The organism is Variovorax sp. Soil_C_17 (genome assembly GCF_057657265.1).
The window spans coordinates 1225883-1243757 of sequence record NZ_JBDGIT010000001.1; the positions used below are offsets into that span (position 1 = coordinate 1225883).

Consider the following 17875-nt stretch of genomic DNA (forward strand, 5'->3'; position numbering starts at 1 on the left):
ATCAACCGGCGATTATAGAGAGGCGCCCGAAAGCGCCCTCTGACGGTCCTCGCCCGCTCAGCGCGTGGCCCATCCGCCGCCCAGCGTCTTGTACAGCACCACCTGGTTCTGCAGCTGCGCGAGCTGGATCTGCACCGCGGCTTGCTGCGCGCCGTAGAGCGAGCGCTGGGCGTCGAGCAGGTCCAGCGCGCTGGCGATGCCGTTGCGGTAGCGCAGGTCCGAGAGCTTGTAGCGCACTGCCTCGGCCTCCGACTGCGCGCGCAGGGCGCGCAGCTGCTCGCCGAGGGTGGCGCGGCCGGCGAGCGCGTCGGCGACTTCGCGGAAGGCGGTCTGGATCGACTTCTCGTACTGCGCCACCGCGATCTCGCGGCCGGCCTTGGCGGAATCGAGCCCCGCCCGGTTGCGGCCGGCGTCGAAGATCGGCACCGTCAGCTGCGGCGAGAAGGCCCAGGCCTTGGTGCCGCGCTCGAACAGGTTCGAGAACTCGTTGCTGGCAGTGCCGATCGAGGTGGTCAGCGTCACGCGCGGGAAGAAGGCCGCGCGCGCCGCACCGATGTTGGCGTTGGCCGCGATCAGCTGCTGCTCGGCGGCACGGATGTCCGGCCGCTCCCCCAGCAGGTCGGAGGGCAGGCCGGCTGGCAGCTCCGCCATCGGCGCGACCGCATCCAGGCCGCGCGCGCCGCCCTCGGTGGCCTCCGGCGGCACCGGCGCGCCGAGCAGCAGGGCCAGAGCGTTCTCGTCCTGCATGCGCAGGCGCCGCTGCTCCGCATAGGAAGCCCGCGCGGTCTCGGCCAGCGAGTCGGCCAGGCGCAGGTCGATCTCCGAGACCACGCCGCTGTCGAAGCGCATGCGGGTGAGCTTCTGCGATTCCTCGCGGGTGGTCAGCGTCTGGCGCGTGAGCGCCAGCAGCTCGTCGTCGGCGATCAGCGTGAGCCAGCCGCTGGCCACGGCGCTGATCAGGCTGATCTGCGTGGCCTTGCGCGATTCCTCGGTGGCGAGGAACTGCGCCAGCGCCTGTTCCTTGAGGCTGGCGACGCGGCCGAAGAAGTCGAGCTCCCAGGCCGTGATGCCGAGGTTGACCGCGTAGCTCGACGCCACGCTGCCGCCCAGCCCCAGCGCCTGCAGGGGGTTCGGGCTGGAGCGCGAGCCGCTGGCCGAGAGATCGACCGCCGGGAACTGCGCCGCGCGCTGGATCTGGAATTGCGCGCGCGCCTGCTCGATGTTGAGCACGGCCACGCGCAGGTCGCGGTTGTTGGCCAGGGCGGTCTCGATCAGCTTCGCCAGCCGCGGATCGGTGAAGTAGTCCTGCCAGGCCAGCGTCGAGGCCGGCGAGGGGCTCGTGGCGGCGGGCTGCGCGCCCGGGTAGCTGGCCGGCACCGGCGCCGCGGGGCGCTCGTAGGTCGGGATCAGCGAGCAGCCGGCCAGCATCAGGGCTGCGGCGCCGGCCAGGACGGTGGAAACGAAGCTCTTCTCAATCATGGGCGGGGCTTTCTTCAATGCCTGCAGCCTGGGCGTGGCGCCTGTCGACCTCGTGCTGCCGGTCGCTGCCCTTGAACAGGCTGCGCACCACCACGAAGAACACCGGCACGAAGATCACGGCGAGCGCCGTGCCGGTCACCATGCCGCCGATCACGCCGGTGCCGATCGCGCGCTGGCTCGCCGAGCCCGCGCCCGAGGCCAGCACCAGCGGCAGCACGCCGAGGCCGAAGGCCAGCGAGGTCATGATGATCGGCCGGAACCGCAGGTGGGCGGCGGCCAGGGCCGACTCCACCACCCCGCGGCCCTGCGCCTGCAGGTCCTTGGCAAACTCGATGATCAGGATCGCGTTCTTCGCGGACAGGCCGATGATGGTGATCAGGCCGACCTGGAAGTACACGTCGTTCGAATAGGCGCGCATCAGCGTCGCGAGCAGCACGCCCAGGACGCCCAGCGGCACCACCATGATCACCGACAGCGGGATGGTCCAGCTTTCGTACAGCGCGGCCAGGCAGAGGAACACCGCCAGGATCGAGAAGACGTACAGGATGATCGCCTGCGCGCCCGCGAGCTTTTCCTCGCGCGACTGGCCCGTCCATTCGTAGCCGAAGCCCGGGGGCAGCTGTGCGGCGAGCTTCTCAACCTCGGCCATCGCGGCGCCCGAGCTGTAGCCCGGCGCGGCCGAGCCCGAGATGCGGATCGCCGGATAGCCGTTGTAGCGCACCGTCTGCTGCGCACCCGTCACCCAGCGCGTGCTGGCGAAGGCCGACAGCGGCACCGGCTCGCCCCTGGTGTTGCTGGCGTTGAGGCGCAGCAGGTCGTCCGGCTGCATGCGCGCCGGCGCATCGGCCTGCACCACCACCCGCTGCAGCCGGCCCTGGTTCGGGAAGTCGTTCACGTAGGTCGAGCCCAGCGCCGTCGACAGCGTGGTGTTGATGGCGTCGAAGCTCACGCCCAGCGCGTTCGCCTTGTCGCGGTCGATGTCGATCTGCAGCTGCGGTGCGTCCTCCAGGCCGTCCGGGCGCACCTGCGTCAGGAGCGGGCTCTTGCCGGCCATGCCCAGCAGCTGGTTGCGTGCGTTCACCAGCGCCTCGTGGCCGGCTCCGCCGCGGTCCTGCAGGCGGAAGCTGAAGCCGCTGGCATTGCCCAGCTCGGGAATGGGCGGCGGCGACAGCGGGTAGATGAAGGCGTCGCGGATGCCCGACAGCCCACCGAAGGCGCGGCCGGCCAAGGCCTCGGCCGAATGGGCAGGGTCGTGCCGCTCCTTCCAGTCCTTGAGCGTCACGAAGGCGAGGCCGGCGTTCTGGCCCTGGCCCGAGAAGCTGAAGCCCAGCACGCCGACCATGCTCTCCACCTCGGGCTGCTTCAGCATGTACTTCTCGACGTCCTGCATCACCGACAGCATGCGTTCCTTGGTCGCGCCCGGCGGCAGTTGCACGTTCACGATGAGGTAGCCCTGGTCCTCCTGCGGCAGGAAGGAGGTGGGCAGTTGCCGGTACACCAGCACCACCGCGCCGATGATGGCCGCGTAGATCAACAGGTAGCGCGCCGCGCGCTTGAGGATGCGCGCCACCAGGCTCTCGTAGCCCTTGGCGGTGCGCGCGAAGCCGCGGTTGAACCAGCCGAAGAAGCCGCGCTTCTCGTGGTGGTGGCCGGCCTCCACCGGCTTCAGCAGCGTGGCGCACAGCGCCGGCGTGAGCGACAGCGCCAGGAAGGCCGAGAAGCCGATCGAGGCCACCATCACCGCCGAGAACTGCCGGTAGATGTTGCCCGTGGAGCCCGCGAAGAAGGCCAGCGGCACGAACACCGAGATCAGCACCACCGTCACGCCGATGATGGCGCCCGAGATCTGGCGCATCGCCTTGCGCGTGGCCTCGAGCGGGGAGAGGCCTTCCTCGCTCATGATGCGCTCGACGTTCTCCACCACCACGATCGCGTCGTCCACCACGATGCCGATCACCAGCACCATGCCGAACATGGTCAGCACGTTGATCGAGAAGCCCAGCGCCAGCAGGACGCCGAAGGTGCCCAGGAGCGCGATCGGCACCACCACGGTCGGGATGAGCGTGTAGCGCCAGTTCTGCAGGAACAGGAACATCACCAGGAACACCAGCGCCACCGCCTCGAACAGCGTCTTCACCACCTCGGTGATGGAGATGTTCACGAAACGCGAGCTGTCGTAGGGAATGGTCCACTTCACGCCCTGCGGGAAGTAGCGCTCCAGCTCGGTCATCTTGGCGCGGATCGCCTTGGCCGACTGCAGCGCGTTGCCGCTGGGGGCGAGCTGCACGCCGATGCCCACCGCCTGCTCGCCGTTGAGGCGCGCCGAGGTCGAATAAGCCTGGCCGCCGAGCTCGATGCGCGCCACGTCCTTGAGCCGCACGGCCGAGCCGTCGGTGTTGGCGCGCAGCACGATGTCGCCGAACTGCGAGGTCGTGGTGAGCTGCCCGTTGACCACCACCGTGGCCGCGATCGCCTGGCCCGGGACGTTGGGCAGGTCGCCGATGGTGCCGGAGGAGACTTGCGCGTTTTGCGCGCGGATCGCGGCGTTGACCTCGGCCGCCGACAGGTTGTAGCCCTGCAGCCTGGCCGGGTCGATCCAGATGCGCATCGCACGCTCGGTGCCGAACAGCTGGGCCTGGCCGATGCCGGCCACCCGCTGCAGCTCGGGCACCACGTTGCGCGATGCGTAGTCGCCCAGCGCCGTCGTGTCGATCGCCGGGTTGTCGGAGGACAGCATCGTGAACAACAGGAAGTTGTTGCGCGACTTGTCCACGCGCACGCCCTGCTGCGTCACCGCCGCCGGCAGCCGCGGCGTTGCGCGCGACAGGCGGTTCTGCACGTCCACCTGGGCGAGATCGGCGTTGGTGCCGGTCTCGAAGGTGATGGTGATGGTGCCGGTGCCGTCGGCCTGCGCCACCGATTCCATGTAGATCAGGCCGGGGGAGCCGTTCATCTCGCGCTCGATGACCGAGAGCACGCTGTCCTCCAGCGTCTGGGCCGAGGCGCCGGGATAGGCGACGTTGACGACGATGGCCGGCGGTGCCACCGGCGGGTACTGCGCGATCGGCAGCTGCGTGATGGACACGGCGCCCACCACGATCACGAACAGTGCGATCACCCACGCGAAGATGGGCCGGTCGATGAAGAACTTTGCCATGCGGGCGCGCTCCTTACGGCTTCGCGGCCGGAGCCGAGGGAGCGTTCGCGGGGGCAGCCGCGGCCGCGGCGGATTGAGGCGCCGGCGCCGTCCACGGCACCGCCTTCACCGGCGCGCCGGGCGGCATCATCATCAGCTTCTGGAAGCCGTCGACCATCACCTGCTCGCCGGCCTTGAGGCCTTCGGTCACCACCCACTGGTTGTTCTGGGCCGCGGTGATCTTCACCGTGCGCTTGTGCATCTTGCCTTCGGCATCGACCACGGTCAGCGTGTCGCCCTGCTGGGTGCGCGTGACCGCCTGCTGCGGCACCGTGATCGCGTTGGTGGCCTGGGCTTGTTCCACCTTCACGCGGACGTAGAGCCCGGGCAGCAGCTCGCCCTTCGGGTTCGGCACCTCGGCGCGCAGCGTGACCTGGCCGGTGGTCGAGTCGACCGTGAGGTCGGAGAACAGCAGCTTGCCGGGCAGCGCGTACTCGGTGCCGCCTTCGAGCTCGATGCGCACGCTGGCGGCGTCGCCGCCGCTCGCGCGCTTGAACTGGCCCGCCTCCATCGCGCGGCGCAGCTTGAGCACCTCGTTGGCCGATTGCGTGAAGTTCACGTACATGGGGTTGATCTGCTGGATCACGGCCAGCGCAGTGGCGTCGCCCTGGCCCACGAGCGCGCCTTCGGTCACCAGCGCGCGGCCGATGCGGCCGGAGATCGGCGCCGTGACGCTGGCGTAGCCCAGGTTGATCTTGGCCGTCTGCACCGAGGCGCGGGCCACCGCGATGTCCGCATCCGCCGTCTTCGCGGCGGCCACCGCGTTCAGGTATTCCTGCTTGCTGACCGCGTTGGCTTCCACCAGCGGCTTGTAGCGCTCGGCCAGGGCCTTGGCCTGCACCGCATTGGCCTCGGCGCGTGCCAGGCCGGCCTGCGCGCTCTGTGCGGTGGCCAGGTAGGGCGCGGGGTCGATGCGGAACAGCGGCTGGCCGGCCTTCACGTCGCTGCCTTCGCGGAACAGCCGCTCCTGCAGGATGCCGGCCGCGCGGGCGCGCACCTCGGCCACGCGCGAGGCCTCGAGCCGGCCGGGCAGCTCGGTCAGCAGGCCGACGTCGGTCGGCGTCGCCACCACCACCCCCACCTCGGGCGGCGGCGGTGCCCCGCCGCCGGCACCGCCGCCCTTTGCGCCGGCGGCCGGCGCTTCGCTCTTGCCGCAAGCGGCGAGCGACAGCATCGCGGCGGTTGCGAGGGCGGCAAAGGTGGTGCGGCGCGACATGGACAACAACGAATGACGCGGGACATGCAGGAGAGGCATGCGATTCCTTTGAAGCAGAGACGGGGAACGGCGCGTGGTCGCAGCGAGTGCCTATAGCAATACGGCGAGCCTGGCCATCAGGAGGGACCCGAGTTTACATACATTCGTGAATGTATAGTCACAACCCTCACGAGTTCGGTTGTTTTACAAGTTTCGAGTCAAAGGAGCAAAGTGGTCCGTCGTACCAAGGAAGAGGCGCTGGCGACCCGGCATCGGCTGCTCGATGCCGCGGAGGTGCTGTTCCAGTCTCGAGGTGTTTCGCAGACCACCCTGCAGCAGATCGCGCAGGAGGCCGGCGCCACGCGTGGTGCGATCTACTGGCACTTCAAGGACAAGCCGGACCTCTTCAACGCCATGATGGAGCGCGTCACGCTGCCGCTGGAGTCGGCCACCCGCGAGGCCAGCGCGGCCAACGATGACCCGCTGGCCGCGATCGAGCAGGTGATGGTGCAGGCTTTGAGCCTGATGACCACCGATCCCCAGGTGCGGCGGGTCTTCGAGGTGGCCACACTCAAGGTCGAGTACACGGACGAGATGGCCCCGGTGCTGCAGCGGCATCGCAGCGCCCGGAATGAATGCGTGGCGGACTTCGTGCATGCGCTGCAGCATGCCGCGAGCCGGGCGGGAATCGAGCTGCCCATACCCGCGAAGACTGCAGCGTACGGGCTGCATGCGGTGATCAGCGGGCTGATCCAGGACTGGCTGCTGGAGCCCGGGGCGTTCGATCTCGTGCCGGCGGGGCGGCATCTGTTCAACGTCTACCTTGCAGGGCTGGGGTTCGAGCGCAGGCCGGGGGTGGGCGCGGGGGCGGGGAACTGCAAGGGGGCTGCGTGATCAGTGATAATGGCGGGCTTCGGCCGCTGGGCCGGAGACCCATCTCGCTGTATTTCAATGGATAGAATTCGGCCCTCCGAAGGCTGAGATCCAGGTTCGATTCCTGGCGGCGGGACCAGAACATCTGCCCGGAAGTTCTCACATCCTCTCAAAACCCGCATGCTGCAAGGCTTCGCGGGTTTTTTGTTGTCCCGCGTAGTCTCGCAACTTAGCATGACATCTCGCGGAAGTACCGTTACTTTTGACGGTATCTCCCGAGGTACCGAAGTCGAGATACCGTTTGGAGGCGGGAATGATGGCACTCAATGACACTTTCGTTCGGCAAGTGAAGCCCACGGGCAAGACTGCTGGCGACAAATACGCCGACGGCGGCGCGATGTACCTGTTGGTCAAGCCGGCTGGGAAGTACTGGCGCATGGACTACAGCCATGGTGGCAAGCGCAAGACGCTGGCGCTGGGCGTTTACCCGGCGGTGTCGCTTGCGAAGGCACGCAAGCGGCGTGAGGAGGCGCGGGAACTGCTGGCAGATGACATCGACCCTGGTGCGGCGAAGCGCGACGAGCGCGTCGCAAAGCTGGAGGCCGCGGCTCACACCTTCGAGGTGGTCGCGCGCGACTGGTTGGACAAGACTTCCAACAAGCGCGCCGGGGTCACGCGCGCAAAAATTACGAATTGGCTTGAGAAGGATGTGTTTCCCTACATTGGGAGGATGCCCATCGCGACCATCAAGGCCAAAGACGTGCTCGACAAGGTGGCTCGCCGGATGGAGGCGCGGGGCATTCACGAGAGCACGCATCGTATCGTGCAGATTTGCTCACAGGTGTTCCGCTATGCCGTAGCTACCGGCGTGGTGGAGCGCGACGTTACAGCCGATCTTCGCGGCGCGTTAGCGACCGTTGAAAAGACCAACTACGCTGCCATCACCGAACCCGGACGGGTGGGCGCCTTACTGCGCTCGATCTACAGCTACCCGGGCCACAAATACACACTGGCAGCCCTCAAGCTGTCACCCATGGTCTTCGTTCGCCCGGGTGAACTACGCGCAGCGGAGTGGAGCGAAGTAGATTTGGACGCGGCAGAGTGGCGCATCCCTGGCGCGAAGATGAAGATGGGCGTCGATCACATCGTGCCGTTGTGCACCCAGGCGGTGGAGTTACTTCGCGATCTGCATCGCGCGACCGGCCACGGGCAATATGTGTTCCCGAGTCTGCGCACTGGCGAGCGATGCATGAGCGAGAACACAGTCAACGCGGCCCTCCGTGGAATGGGCTACGCGAAGGACGTGATGACCGCCCACGGGTTCCGGGCCACGGCCCGCACCCTCATGGATGAGGTGCTGGGCGAGCGCGTTGACCTGATCGAGCACCAGCTCGCGCACACCGTCAAGGACCCGAACGGGCGCGCCTACAACCGCACGACACACCTGCCGGCCCGCCGGGAAATGATGCAGCGATGGGGTGACTATCTCGACAGGCTGCGTGCCTGCAACGTTGTAAGCCTGCCGACGGTGAATCGTGCTGTCAGTGCAGAGGAGTAAGCATGATCGCCAGGAACGTGACCAACGTGTTTCACCTTCACGCGCGTGCGGCAGAGCAGACGGCGCAGGAGGTCTTCCAGAGCGAGCCGCTGTTGACGAAGAGGTGGATCGATGGCGTAGAAGCGACGATGCAGTCTGCCGACTTCGCAGTCGAGCGGCGCCTAGCGCTCGCGATGTGTGCGATGGATGGTCAGTGGTTCGAGCAGATCGCCGGCCTCCCGCGGGAGGCGGCGTTGGGTGTCGCGGCAAATGCGGCCGGGATGCAGGCCCACGTCGAGGCCCGTCGGTCGCTCGCGCACGTGATCGAACGTGCGCATGCGCGCGTGATGATCGGGTTGAACGTCCGCAACGATGCGGCGGAACTGGTCGCCGCCGGTCAAGGCGCCTGACCTCGTGTACGAAGAAAACGCCCGCTGGCTTGCCACGGTGATTCGCCGCGAGGCCGACCCGCTGGCCGCTGACGTGTCCGGGAAGCTGGCGCTGCTTCGCGCCCAGTATGTCGGACGAGGCGACGCCGGAATGATGGACCTGATCCGCCGGGCCGAGGATGCTCGCGCCGCGGCTCTGCAGGCAGCTGACGTGGCATTTCTGCAGAGCCTGATCGACGGCACCGCCGACTACTTCGCTGACGACCTCTACGACCGCCTCGAACCGCTGTATGCCAAGTACGAGAACGACCCGGCGATGCTGGCGATGTTCAACAACGCCGCGACGGTCTACGGCGACGCCGTGGTGGCCGCAGCGCAGTGGGCAATGGCCGGGCTCGATGCACTGGACGCGCTCGGCAGGGCAATGGGCCGCAAGTGGTGGGAATGACAGACCGCAAATCGCCGGCAGACTTGCTGCGCGCTGTTGACGCGCGCCGCGACCGCGACCCGCTGACGACAGCCCTTGCGAAGGCTCTGCGCCACCAACTCGCGATCAATGAGCGCGCACAGGCCGAGGGCGCGGACATGACGGCGACGGCGATCCATTTCGCCGACTACGCCAACCAGATGCAGGAATGGGTGTTTGACGAAGCAGTTCGCCTCGTGAAGCACGCGCGCAAGCAACTACGAGCGGCCGGCTGCACCGCGGATGTGCTCACGCCCTCGCTCCAATCCCTCGACGACCTTCTGCATGAACTCCGGCTTCGCGCTGTACCGAACGACAGGTGGGTAAAAGCACATCTTGGAAAGAGCGCCACCACCGGCAAGGCGCCGCCGGTCGCTCCGCGCGCTCCCGGGGTAAGGCTGACACAGCAGCGCCGGGCGGCGCTTAGCCTCATCGAAGACGCAGAGCGGCGCGGAGAGCCACTGGCGGCCGACGAACTCAGGAAACTCTTGAACGCGAGCAACAGCGCGCACCGCCAAACAGCTCGGAACATGGGCGCTGACCTTGTGAAGAGCGGGTTCGCTCGAATGGACGACACCGGCCGACTATTTTTGCTTCTGGCGAAATAACGAATTTTAATTTCGCCATCCTGGATGCAAGGCTGGTAACGAATCTCTTGCTATTAAAAAGATAGCATCTTCCGGATTTAAAAAATTGGCCAGCCCGGCGACGGGCGGCAGACCGACAGTCACTCCCAAGCCGCCGCTTGAACACAAGCGGGGCTACAGGAGTGAATATGGCAGCAACCACCAAACCGCAGGAGCCCCGCACGCCGGCGTGCTCCGTCCGCCCCAAGGGCGGCGCCGACTTCCTCGGCATCGGCCTCTCGACTTTCTGGCGCTGGAGCCGCGAACGCCACGACTTCCCGAAGGGCATCCGCTTGAGCGCCCGTGCCGTTGTCTTCAACCTCGATGAACTGGCCGCGTGGCGCGACGCGCAGGCCGCGAAGTAGGGGACGCGATGCTCACGTGGAACGACCCTCAGCCGACGCCGAACATTTCGGCGGCGCAAAAAAAGGCAGCCACCCCTTGCGGAGCGGCTGCGAAAGTGACGATGGATCGCCACGCCCCCCGGCGTGACAGCGGCATTGTCGAAGCTGGCGGCGCCTCGAACCCGCCCACCTTTTCCGAAGCAAAGGCCCACGCCACGCTGCAGGCGCGCTTCGCGCTCCACGGTTGGCAACTCGATCCCGATCCCGGCATCGACGGCCGCATGCGCTACATCGTCACGCGCTGGGGCCGCATGCGCGTCCTGACCAACATTTACGACGTGCGTGCGCTGCTGGCGCAGATCGGTGGTGCGCAATGACTCAGGACAAATTCACGGCCGGCGCCGCCCAGCGCAAGCGCATCGTGCGGCTGCTGCGCAAGCGCCCGCGCACGAGCTACGAATTGCGCCGGGCCGGCTGCTACCAAGCCCCGACTCCTGTTTTTGAACTGCGCGGCGAAGGGTTCGACATTCAGACGACTCGCGTGATCGTGGTCGATCTTGACGGCTTCTCGCACGTCGGTGTCGCGCTCTACACGCTGGTCGCGGAGCCGACGGTGAGCATGCAATGAGCATCCTCGTCATGAGCCGTGTGTGGCAGGAATCCAGCCACTCCGGTGCACACCTGTTGATGCTGTTGGCCGTTGCCGATTTCGCCGACGACCAAGGTCGCGCATACCCTAGCGTGGCGACCCTCGCACGGAAGTGCCGCGTGAAGGCGCGCGCCGCGAACTACACCATCAGGGATTTGAAGGACAGCGGCGAACTGGAAGTGAAGCTGGGTGCCGGGCCGCGCGGAACCAACATGTACCGCGTCTTGCTGGATCGCCTCGGCGCTGGTCGCGAGGACCGCGAACCCCTGCATCCCGTTGCACCCCTGCAATCTGTTGCGCCCCTGCACCCGGTTGCACCCCTGCAGGAGAGTGCACCCCTGCAGCCGGGTGCGCAGACCCCTGCAACCGGGTGCATGTCCCCCCTGCAACCGGGTGCAGACAAACCGTCATTGAACCATCAGGAACCGTCAGACGATAAATACACGCATGTCGGCAACCCTGACGTTCATGAGCCGCAGGCCGATGGCGGCGCGCTCCCGAAGGCCGCCCGGAAGCGGCGGGCAGCTTCGCAGTTCGTGACTGCCGAGCAACTGGTGGCCGACGGGGTCCAGCAGAAGCACGCCGAGGACTGGCTGGCGATCCGCGCGGCCAAGAGGTCGCCGCTGACAGCAACGGCGTGGGAAGCCACGAAGGTCGAAGCAGCGAAGGCCGGCATGTCGATCGACGAGGCCGTGAAGCTCTCTGCTGTTCGCAGTTGGGTCGGGTTCCGCGCCGAGTGGGTCGAAGAGTCCGGCCGCCCCGGTTCCAGCCTCACCGAGCGCCGGATCGCAACGATGCGCGGCCTGACCGGCGCCGTCGAGCGCCGCGTCGCAACGATGGCCGGCCTCAAGAACTTCGGAGGAAGCCGCGCCGACCGCCGCGCTGCTACGCGCGCCGAAATGCTTGGCACTGGAGAAAGTCGTGCCGAGCGCCGCGCCGCCCACCTTGCCGACCTTATCGGCGACGACGAGCCCGGCGGTGTCATCGATGTCGCCGGCCGCGTAGTCGGCTGAACCCTACCAGCACCCGACGCCATGAACTTCCCGACTGCTTCGCTTCAGTTCGCACCCATCCCCGCGCAACCCCACTCGCGCCTCGCCGCCGCCGCCATGACCTCACTTGCTTCCGCCCCCATCGCCACCCCCGCCGCCACGCCCGTCGCCGAAACGGGGGGCACCGATCGCGATCATGACCTCGCCGCCCCTGGCCCGCACTTCGCCGGCCTGCTCGCGCCTGCTGGCCGCTCGGCCCTTGTTGATGAACTCGACGAAGCGGGCGACATGCAAGAGGCTGGCCGTGCCCAGTTCATGACCGACCGGGGGCTCACGGCGAAGGTGCTGGGCCACAGGATCGTGATGGCCCGGGAATTGAACGGCCTGTCGCAGACCGAACTCGCGAGGACGCTCGGCTACAAGAACAGCGCGCAATTGAGTCAGTGGGAGCAATGCAAGCGCCCGCCGACGATCGCGGGTCTGATCGCGCTTAGTGATTCGCTCGGAGTGAGCCTGGACTACCTTGCAGGCCGCAGCGACGATCCCGAGCGCGACGTGCGTGCGGTACGCCGCAATGCCTGCCTGCGTGCAGTGCGCACGGCCCTGACGGCTGCAGCCGAGCGGATCGCGGACGCATTCGACACCGACGAGCGCGTGGTCGGCGCAGGCGTCACCGACATCAGGGCGCTTCTGCACGCCGTCGAAACGTGCGTGGCACGGGCCGGTCGCCTGCGCGCTGGGTACGGCGGCAAAGAGGAAATGCTCGACGCGATCGACAGCTTGGAAGGCGCTGCGCTCAAGGTCCGCATCCGCCAGGCACAACACGACGACGAGGACGCCCAGCAGCGCGCCCGCCTCGCAGAACTGGCGGCGAACGACCCGAACGGCGCAGCCTGAGCGCGCTCGCTCGATTCGGAAAAAGACCCATCGTTGATTTACTTGTGTGGCGAAAACTCGACGGTCATGAATCAAACAGATCAAAACACAGCACCCGACTTGGAGCCGCTGATCGACGAAGAAGAACTCGCGCGCGTTCTCGATGTAGCCGACGGCACGCCCGGAAACTGGCGCCGCGCCAAACCGCCCCGTGGCCCGGTGTACATCACCGTCGAGGGCGTGATCCGGTACGCGCCTGCAGATGTGCGCTCCTACCTCGCGTCGCGCCGCCGGCAGACCAGCGAATCCGAGGCAGCCGCGTGATGCTCGACTTCTTCCGCTCGATCCGCCAGCCCGGCTTCACGAAAGCCACCGCGAGCCCCGTGGCTGCCTCGAAATCGCCTTCGGTACCCCAGCGCCACGTCAAACCCCAATCGGCCCTCTACGCGCACGCCAACCACATGCAAGCACCGACCATGTTCGCCCTGACCGACTCGCCCCTGACCCGCTCCGACCTCACCACGGCCCAAGCTGACGCCATGGACGCGGCATTCCGCTCTCCCGCGGTCCAGCGCGCCGCAGCGGCTGTGCGCTTCAAGCTGCAACGTCTGATTGATCTGGCCGGTTACCGGGCGGAAATCAATCGCGCTGTCGCCAGCATCGACCCGGACGGCCTGACCGCCGCCGTTGTCATCGCCGGGCTGAACCAGCGTGCCGAGGAACTCGACGACTTGGCCGAATCTTCGAGGGATGACCATGCTCGCCACGATGCCGCCAGTAAGGCCTGCATTAGCCGCCGCGCGCCCCTGCGCAATGCCGTGAGCAACCGCCTGAGCGCGCTGCAGGTCGAGTTTGATGCGCTGGTTCGCGAGGCCGAAGCGCTACGCCAGCCGCCGGTCGGCTTCGCGAACGCCGCGGAATCGCGCCGGCTGCTGCTGCAGCAAGCAGGATTGGACGCAGATCAGATCGCTGCGCTGAACGTCGGCGCGGCCGGCCCGAGCCGCGAGGAACGCCGCGAGCACGTCCAAGCGCGGATCGCCGAGATCAAGACGGCCATGGAGCCCCTGCGCAAGTTCGGCGAGACGGGCGACGAATCCCTCTTGGCCGACATGCCCGAGTTCGAGGCGCTGATTGCCGCGCGCCGGGCCGTCGAGGCCACCCTGAATTTCTAAAGTAGAAAAGTTTAGAAAATGGCAACGACACGAGGCCGCCCGAAGGGGCAGGCAAAAACTGGAGGCCGCAAGGCTGGCGCCCAGAACAAGGCGACTGCTGACGTCAAGGCCTTGGCTCAGGAGTACACCGGCACCGCCATCAGCACCCTCGCTGATATCGCCACCAACGGCAAAGCCCCGGCAGCTGCTCGCGTGTCGGCCAGCGTGGCATTGCTTGACCGCGGTCATGGCAGGCCCAGGCAGGCCGTCGAGGTCGCGGCTTTCGATCTGACGGACGAGCGCGCAATCGACTTGGTGAAGGTCATGCAGCAGGCTCAGGAGCGTCAGGCGGAAGTCCGCGCGCGTCGTCGTGCCAAGGGCATGGACGGAGAGTGACGATGCCGCACTCTGACTACCCCGTGGCTCTGGTCGAGGAAGCCGAGGCGGCCATGGCCCGCACCGGCAATCTCCAAGCCGCCTGCAAAGAACTTGGCGTCGATCCCCGCACCTTCCTGCCCATGATGATCGAGCGCGATCGAAAATCCATTGTTCATTGCCATGGCGCGCGGCCGGAAGGCGTATTTGTGGCGTGACGTGCAACCGTGGGCGCCTGTTCAATGACCGCTCCACGCATCAAGGTCGGCAACACCGAACAGGCGCTCCGGCGCATTCGCGAGGCTGATCTGACCCGTCGGCAGGGGGCAACCACGATCCTCTCGCCAACGGCCGTTCAGGGCACCACGTCGCCGGCCAAGGTGCTGATGACGACGATCGATGGCGCGGCCCGCCCCCTTACCTCTGACGACTTGGCGCGGTTCCGCGCGCGCATCGCCGAGGTTGGCACGAACTTGCGCGCCGGCATCACCGCGCGCGAGGCCATCGCCATGAGTCGGCCGATCGAACTCAAGCGCGCCCGCGACGAGATTCGTTTCGCGGTCGTGGTGCTCATGCGCGGATCAACGCTGCGCCTCGCTACGGACTCTGGGCCGGCAAGCAAGGTGGCTCGGCATCTCGTCGAAGTGGACTTCCCGAGCTTCACCGCCGCAGTGGCCCGCCCCTCGACGCCGCAGCAGGCCGCCGCGTGGCTGGTGGCCGAGACGCCGATCCGCTGGGACTGCAGTTGTGAAGCGCACACTTTTTGGTTTCGCTACCTCGCGAGCGTCGGTGGCTGGGCATATGGCCGCAAGGAAACCGGCTTCCCGAAGATCAGGAACCCGCAATTGACCGGCGCCTGCTGCAAGCATTCCGTGAGGGCGCTCGATAGCCTTTCCTCGCTGCTGGTGCGCCGCAGGATCGCCGAGGCCATCGAGGGCCCGCGCAAGCAACTTGATCGACCGGGGCCGCCCAAAGTCATCACCGTCCGTGCCACGCAGGCGCAAGCCGACAAAGCCACCGAGCGGAAGACCTCGCGCCGCATCGTGGCGAACCCCGTCCAGCGCGGCGCCAAGCTACCGCCGCCGGCCAGCGCTGCCGACATCCGCGCGGCCATGGCCACATACACCGGCCGCAGCGACCCCAATTCAGCCGCCATCGCCCGCGCGCTCCAGGCGCTTCTCGCGCAGCAAGAAAATGCTCGTGCCTGACATCGCGAAGCACCTTGAGCATGCCGCTCGGCTTCGCACGTTGGTCGCCATTGGCCGCGCCAGCCGCCGCCACCAATCCACCAATCAACCCGGAGCAACACCCGCCATGCAACCCGAAACCTATCCCGAGCGCGCCCCCGACGACCAAGCGCGGGCTCTCGCCGCTGAACTGCTGCAGAGCGTCGCTCTCAACGCCGACGGCCAGCCCTTCGACGACAACAACCCTGACACGTGGGCCGAAGCAGACGCTGCCGAGCCTGAGGTTGTCCGCCTTGGCTCCGCGCGCTTTCGCGTGATCGACTGCGATCCCATTGCACTGGCGATTGCGGCCGGCGCGATCGAAGCGGATTCGCCGCCGACCATGTGCCTGCTGGTGGTGTTCGCTGACGACGAAGGTGCGCCGCAGCCGGCCGTGGGCCAGTACGTGAACGTCGCCACCGATGAGCCGGGCGTGAGCGTCTTGTTCCGTGTGTGGGTCGCCTATGCCAACCTGCACGACCCGGTGGCACCCGACTTCGGCACCGAGGCGCAGCGCGATCCTGCGCTCGACGCGCTGCAGCCCGGCGAGGCACTGCTGGTGCAGGTGCTGCCCAAGGAAGAAAGCGAGGCCGGCCAGTGATCCACGACCAATTTGCACGGCAGACCGCCGAGATCGAGGCTCTGTTGGCCCGCTCGCGCGTGACCACGGCGGCGGTGGCAGCGCAGCGGGCCATGCACGCCGCGGGAGCACCGTATGGCGCCACGCGCATTGCGCCGTGCCGTGTCGATCCGGCGCTGCCGCCCGCGCCGCGCCGTGATCGTTTCATGGACGCGCTCGTCGTCCGCCTGCGCACGAGGGGTTGAATAGGGCGACCATCTTGAAACACGATGCGCAGGGCTTTCTCATCGGCCGAGTTGCTCGGCGGCAATCGCGACCTGCTGCGCGGCCACCAGGCCAGCATGTCCCTCTGGAAGGGCGTCCGCTCCGACGTGTCGGCGATCGTCCGAGCGATCGGCGTGCAGACGCAGGTCGCCGCGCGCTCGCGCCAAGCCTGAAAGGCGACGAGAGGTTCACCCCCGAGCGGCAGGACCGAATCTTCGTGGAGTACCTGACGGGCAAGAAGCGTCCGCAGATCCCGGGCTATATCAAGGGCGCGCATGACAACCTCGCGAGCGCGCAGCTGGCCGGCGCTCAGGAATGGGCGTCCATCGCCGGCCTAAGACTGGCCGGAGCTTCTACGCCGGCAGCGGCAACAACCACGCGGCATATCGGCCGACAAGTTCGCGGGGGGGCCGAACATTGTCCGGGCCAACTACAAGGCACTGATCACGCAGGGCGTTGATTCGGGCGTCCCGTGTTCCACTGCGCTTCTTAGCAGCTCGTCGTCGCCTATTTCGTGGCCGTCCGTGCCGACAGGCGTCTCCGCGAGCGTGCTGCCGGCAGTCCCGCTGAGCATCTCGCCTCTACCGGCCGACAGCTTGCCGACGGCCGTGAATTCAGGTGCTGGCGGCGGGCGCAGAAAGGTGGGAGTTACTGTGAGAAGCGAGATCAGGCAAAACTTGCCGGACCGCAGCGTTGCGCAGGTCATGACGGGCGGGATCGGCGAGGTGTAGCGCGGCCACGCGCGCTGATGTTCATCTTCCACCAGCGTTGCTTGACGAACCGTGTCAATCCGCATTGCGGTAGGTAATCGCTTATCGCGGAGATAGACACGGCCGACGGTGGCCGTTTACAGTGCGCGCCCATGACCTGTTCCCTCGCCCTTGCCCTTCCAGGCCTCAGTCTCGTCGCGGCTGATACTCGGATTTCCCTGTCGATTCCTGGCGTCGACGAGATAGTGCGCAATGACGGCCCGATGGACTATCGCATCGAAGTAGGTGGAGGCGCGTTTGAGACTGTCGTCGCTTTTCACTCAAGGAAGATTCGGCGGATCGGTCGCGCCTGGGGTACGTTTGCCGGCGACTTTCTGATGGGGCGGGCAGCGCTGTCTCTGTTGGCTGCGCGACAGGTTGACGAGTTCGGATCGGCCCGCGATATTCTGATGGATTCGTATTCCGAACTTTCGCGCGAAAGCAGAATTTTGGGCTTTCCAGAAGCGCAGTCGCGATCGACCGCCGTCATGGTCGCGCCATTCGACTCGGGGTCAACGTGGTCGGTCTGCTTTGACGTGCACCGCGCTGGCGCAACAAGAACAACCGGCGATTTCGCGATTAACTTGCCGCCGGATATTTCACCGATTGAAGCTAATTCGACACGGGCCGCGTTGGAGACTCAACTGGCACAGGCTAACAATCTACCGGCCATGATAAGAGCTACAGCAGGTGCGCTTGCTAGGGCAGCGCTCCACGCCGCAAGTTGTAGTCCGGTTGCTCAGATCGGCCTGACCGTGAACATGCGGGGAAGAGGCGTCGTCTCGCACTATGTGAGCGCGGAGGCGACGACGCTTCGGGACGCCTCAGATGTCGATGTACTCGGCCTGCTGGGCCCGTCATGCTGACTTGTTCCTCCAGAGAACTGCATGCGGCCTGCCGTCACGAAA

The 17875-nt window shown here is 66.8% G+C and carries 23 protein-coding genes and 1 tRNA gene; 20 read left to right on the top strand and 4 right to left on the bottom strand.

Annotated features, from left to right (window positions below; genetic code table 11):
* Positions 1-57: 57 nt before the first annotated feature.
* From AC3A6Y_RS05925 to AC3A6Y_RS05935, 3 genes are read right to left on the bottom strand one after another with little or no spacing between them, the layout of a single operon-like run.
* Entirely contained in the window at positions 58-1479 is a 1422-nt protein-coding gene (locus AC3A6Y_RS05925) for an efflux transporter outer membrane subunit (protein ID WP_487867280.1), read from the bottom strand.
* On the bottom strand, positions 1472-4636 hold the full coding sequence (locus AC3A6Y_RS05930; RefSeq protein WP_487867281.1) for an efflux RND transporter permease subunit: 3165 nt from the start codon (positions 4634-4636) through the stop codon (positions 1472-1474). Before AC3A6Y_RS05930 ends, AC3A6Y_RS05925 begins: the two co-directional genes overlap by 8 nt.
* A 13-nt stretch (positions 4637-4649) precedes the next feature.
* Entirely contained in the window at positions 4650-5930 is a 1281-nt protein-coding gene (locus AC3A6Y_RS05935; protein ID WP_487867282.1) for an efflux RND transporter periplasmic adaptor subunit, read from the bottom strand.
* A 171-nt stretch (positions 5931-6101) separates the two neighbouring features.
* Between AC3A6Y_RS05935 and AC3A6Y_RS05940 the strand changes: the two genes are divergently transcribed.
* The 19 genes from AC3A6Y_RS05940 to AC3A6Y_RS06030 all read left to right on the top strand — a co-directional run bounded on the left by AC3A6Y_RS05940 (position 6102) and on the right by AC3A6Y_RS06030 (position 16391).
* Positions 6102-6764 carry a TetR family transcriptional regulator gene (locus tag AC3A6Y_RS05940; RefSeq protein WP_487867283.1) on the top strand — a complete coding sequence of 221 codons (663 nt, stop codon included), beginning with the start codon at positions 6102-6104 and terminating at the stop codon, positions 6762-6764.
* A 43-nt stretch (positions 6765-6807) separates the two neighbouring features.
* A tRNA-Arg gene (locus AC3A6Y_RS05945) sits at positions 6808-6882 on the top strand.
* A gap of 177 nt (positions 6883-7059) precedes the next feature.
* The gene (locus AC3A6Y_RS05950; protein ID WP_487867804.1) at positions 7060-8301 is read left to right on the top strand and encodes a tyrosine-type recombinase/integrase; all 1242 of its coding nucleotides are present in this window, start codon (positions 7060-7062) and stop codon (positions 8299-8301) included.
* Between the two features lie 2 nt (positions 8302-8303).
* Positions 8304-8690 carry a hypothetical protein gene (locus AC3A6Y_RS05955; protein WP_487867284.1) on the top strand — a complete coding sequence of 129 codons (387 nt, stop codon included), beginning with the start codon at positions 8304-8306 and terminating at the stop codon, positions 8688-8690.
* Positions 8691-8694: 4 nt separating this feature from the next.
* The gene (locus AC3A6Y_RS05960) at positions 8695-9117 is read left to right on the top strand and encodes a hypothetical protein (RefSeq protein WP_487867285.1); all 423 of its coding nucleotides are present in this window, start codon (positions 8695-8697) and stop codon (positions 9115-9117) included.
* Positions 9114-9743 carry a hypothetical protein gene (locus tag AC3A6Y_RS05965; RefSeq protein WP_487867286.1) on the top strand — a complete coding sequence of 210 codons (630 nt, stop codon included), beginning with the start codon at positions 9114-9116 and terminating at the stop codon, positions 9741-9743. The genes AC3A6Y_RS05960 and AC3A6Y_RS05965 overlap by 4 nt, the downstream gene beginning before the upstream one ends.
* A gap of 167 nt (positions 9744-9910) precedes the next feature.
* Positions 9911-10126 carry a helix-turn-helix transcriptional regulator gene (locus tag AC3A6Y_RS05970; RefSeq protein WP_487867287.1) on the top strand — a complete coding sequence of 72 codons (216 nt, stop codon included), beginning with the start codon at positions 9911-9913 and terminating at the stop codon, positions 10124-10126.
* A 101-nt stretch (positions 10127-10227) separates the two neighbouring features.
* Positions 10228-10482 (top strand): hypothetical protein, encoded by a 255-nt coding sequence (locus tag AC3A6Y_RS05975; protein WP_487867288.1) that lies wholly within the window; start codon positions 10228-10230, stop codon positions 10480-10482.
* Positions 10479-10733, top strand: a complete 255-nt coding sequence (locus tag AC3A6Y_RS05980) for a helix-turn-helix domain-containing protein (protein WP_487867289.1) — start codon at positions 10479-10481, stop codon at positions 10731-10733. The genes AC3A6Y_RS05975 and AC3A6Y_RS05980 overlap by 4 nt, the downstream gene beginning before the upstream one ends.
* The gene (locus AC3A6Y_RS05985) at positions 10730-11767 is read left to right on the top strand and encodes a helix-turn-helix domain-containing protein (RefSeq protein WP_487867290.1); all 1038 of its coding nucleotides are present in this window, start codon (positions 10730-10732) and stop codon (positions 11765-11767) included. The genes AC3A6Y_RS05980 and AC3A6Y_RS05985 overlap by 4 nt, the downstream gene beginning before the upstream one ends.
* 21 nt (positions 11768-11788) lie before the next feature.
* Positions 11789-12643: a helix-turn-helix domain-containing protein gene (locus AC3A6Y_RS05990; RefSeq protein WP_487867291.1), complete on the top strand. Its 855-nt coding sequence runs from the start codon at positions 11789-11791 to the stop codon at positions 12641-12643.
* A gap of 99 nt (positions 12644-12742) precedes the next feature.
* Positions 12743-12946, top strand: a complete 204-nt coding sequence (locus tag AC3A6Y_RS05995; RefSeq protein WP_487867292.1) for a hypothetical protein — start codon at positions 12743-12745, stop codon at positions 12944-12946.
* Positions 12946-13794: a hypothetical protein gene (locus AC3A6Y_RS06000; RefSeq protein ID WP_487867293.1), complete on the top strand. Its 849-nt coding sequence runs from the start codon at positions 12946-12948 to the stop codon at positions 13792-13794. The genes AC3A6Y_RS05995 and AC3A6Y_RS06000 overlap by 1 nt, the downstream gene beginning before the upstream one ends.
* A gap of 18 nt (positions 13795-13812) precedes the next feature.
* Positions 13813-14169, top strand: a complete 357-nt coding sequence (locus tag AC3A6Y_RS06005; RefSeq protein WP_487867294.1) for a hypothetical protein — start codon at positions 13813-13815, stop codon at positions 14167-14169.
* Positions 14170-14171: 2 nt separating this feature from the next.
* On the top strand, positions 14172-14366 hold the full coding sequence (locus AC3A6Y_RS06010) for a DNA-binding transcriptional regulator Fis (protein WP_487867295.1): 195 nt from the start codon (positions 14172-14174) through the stop codon (positions 14364-14366).
* A 24-nt stretch (positions 14367-14390) separates the two neighbouring features.
* On the top strand, positions 14391-15356 hold the full coding sequence (locus tag AC3A6Y_RS06015) for a hypothetical protein (protein ID WP_487867296.1): 966 nt from the start codon (positions 14391-14393) through the stop codon (positions 15354-15356).
* Positions 15357-15462: 106 nt separating this feature from the next.
* Positions 15463-15975, top strand: a complete 513-nt coding sequence (locus AC3A6Y_RS06020; protein ID WP_487867297.1) for a hypothetical protein — start codon at positions 15463-15465, stop codon at positions 15973-15975.
* Positions 15972-16199, top strand: a complete 228-nt coding sequence (locus AC3A6Y_RS06025; RefSeq protein ID WP_487867298.1) for a hypothetical protein — start codon at positions 15972-15974, stop codon at positions 16197-16199. The genes AC3A6Y_RS06020 and AC3A6Y_RS06025 overlap by 4 nt, the downstream gene beginning before the upstream one ends.
* A 24-nt stretch (positions 16200-16223) precedes the next feature.
* Positions 16224-16391, top strand: coding sequence for a hypothetical protein (locus AC3A6Y_RS06030; protein WP_487867299.1), 168 nt, complete (start codon positions 16224-16226; stop codon positions 16389-16391).
* A gap of 257 nt (positions 16392-16648) precedes the next feature.
* Here the strand turns inward: AC3A6Y_RS06030 and AC3A6Y_RS06035 are convergent, their stop codons facing one another.
* Positions 16649-17014 (bottom strand): hypothetical protein, encoded by a 366-nt coding sequence (locus AC3A6Y_RS06035; RefSeq protein ID WP_487867300.1) that lies wholly within the window; start codon positions 17012-17014, stop codon positions 16649-16651.
* Between the two features lie 66 nt (positions 17015-17080).
* Here AC3A6Y_RS06035 and AC3A6Y_RS06040 point away from each other — a divergent pair, with 66 nt between their 5' ends.
* Positions 17081-17833, top strand: coding sequence for a hypothetical protein (locus AC3A6Y_RS06040; RefSeq protein WP_487867301.1), 753 nt, complete (start codon positions 17081-17083; stop codon positions 17831-17833).
* The last annotated feature ends 42 nt before the right edge of the window (positions 17834-17875 follow it).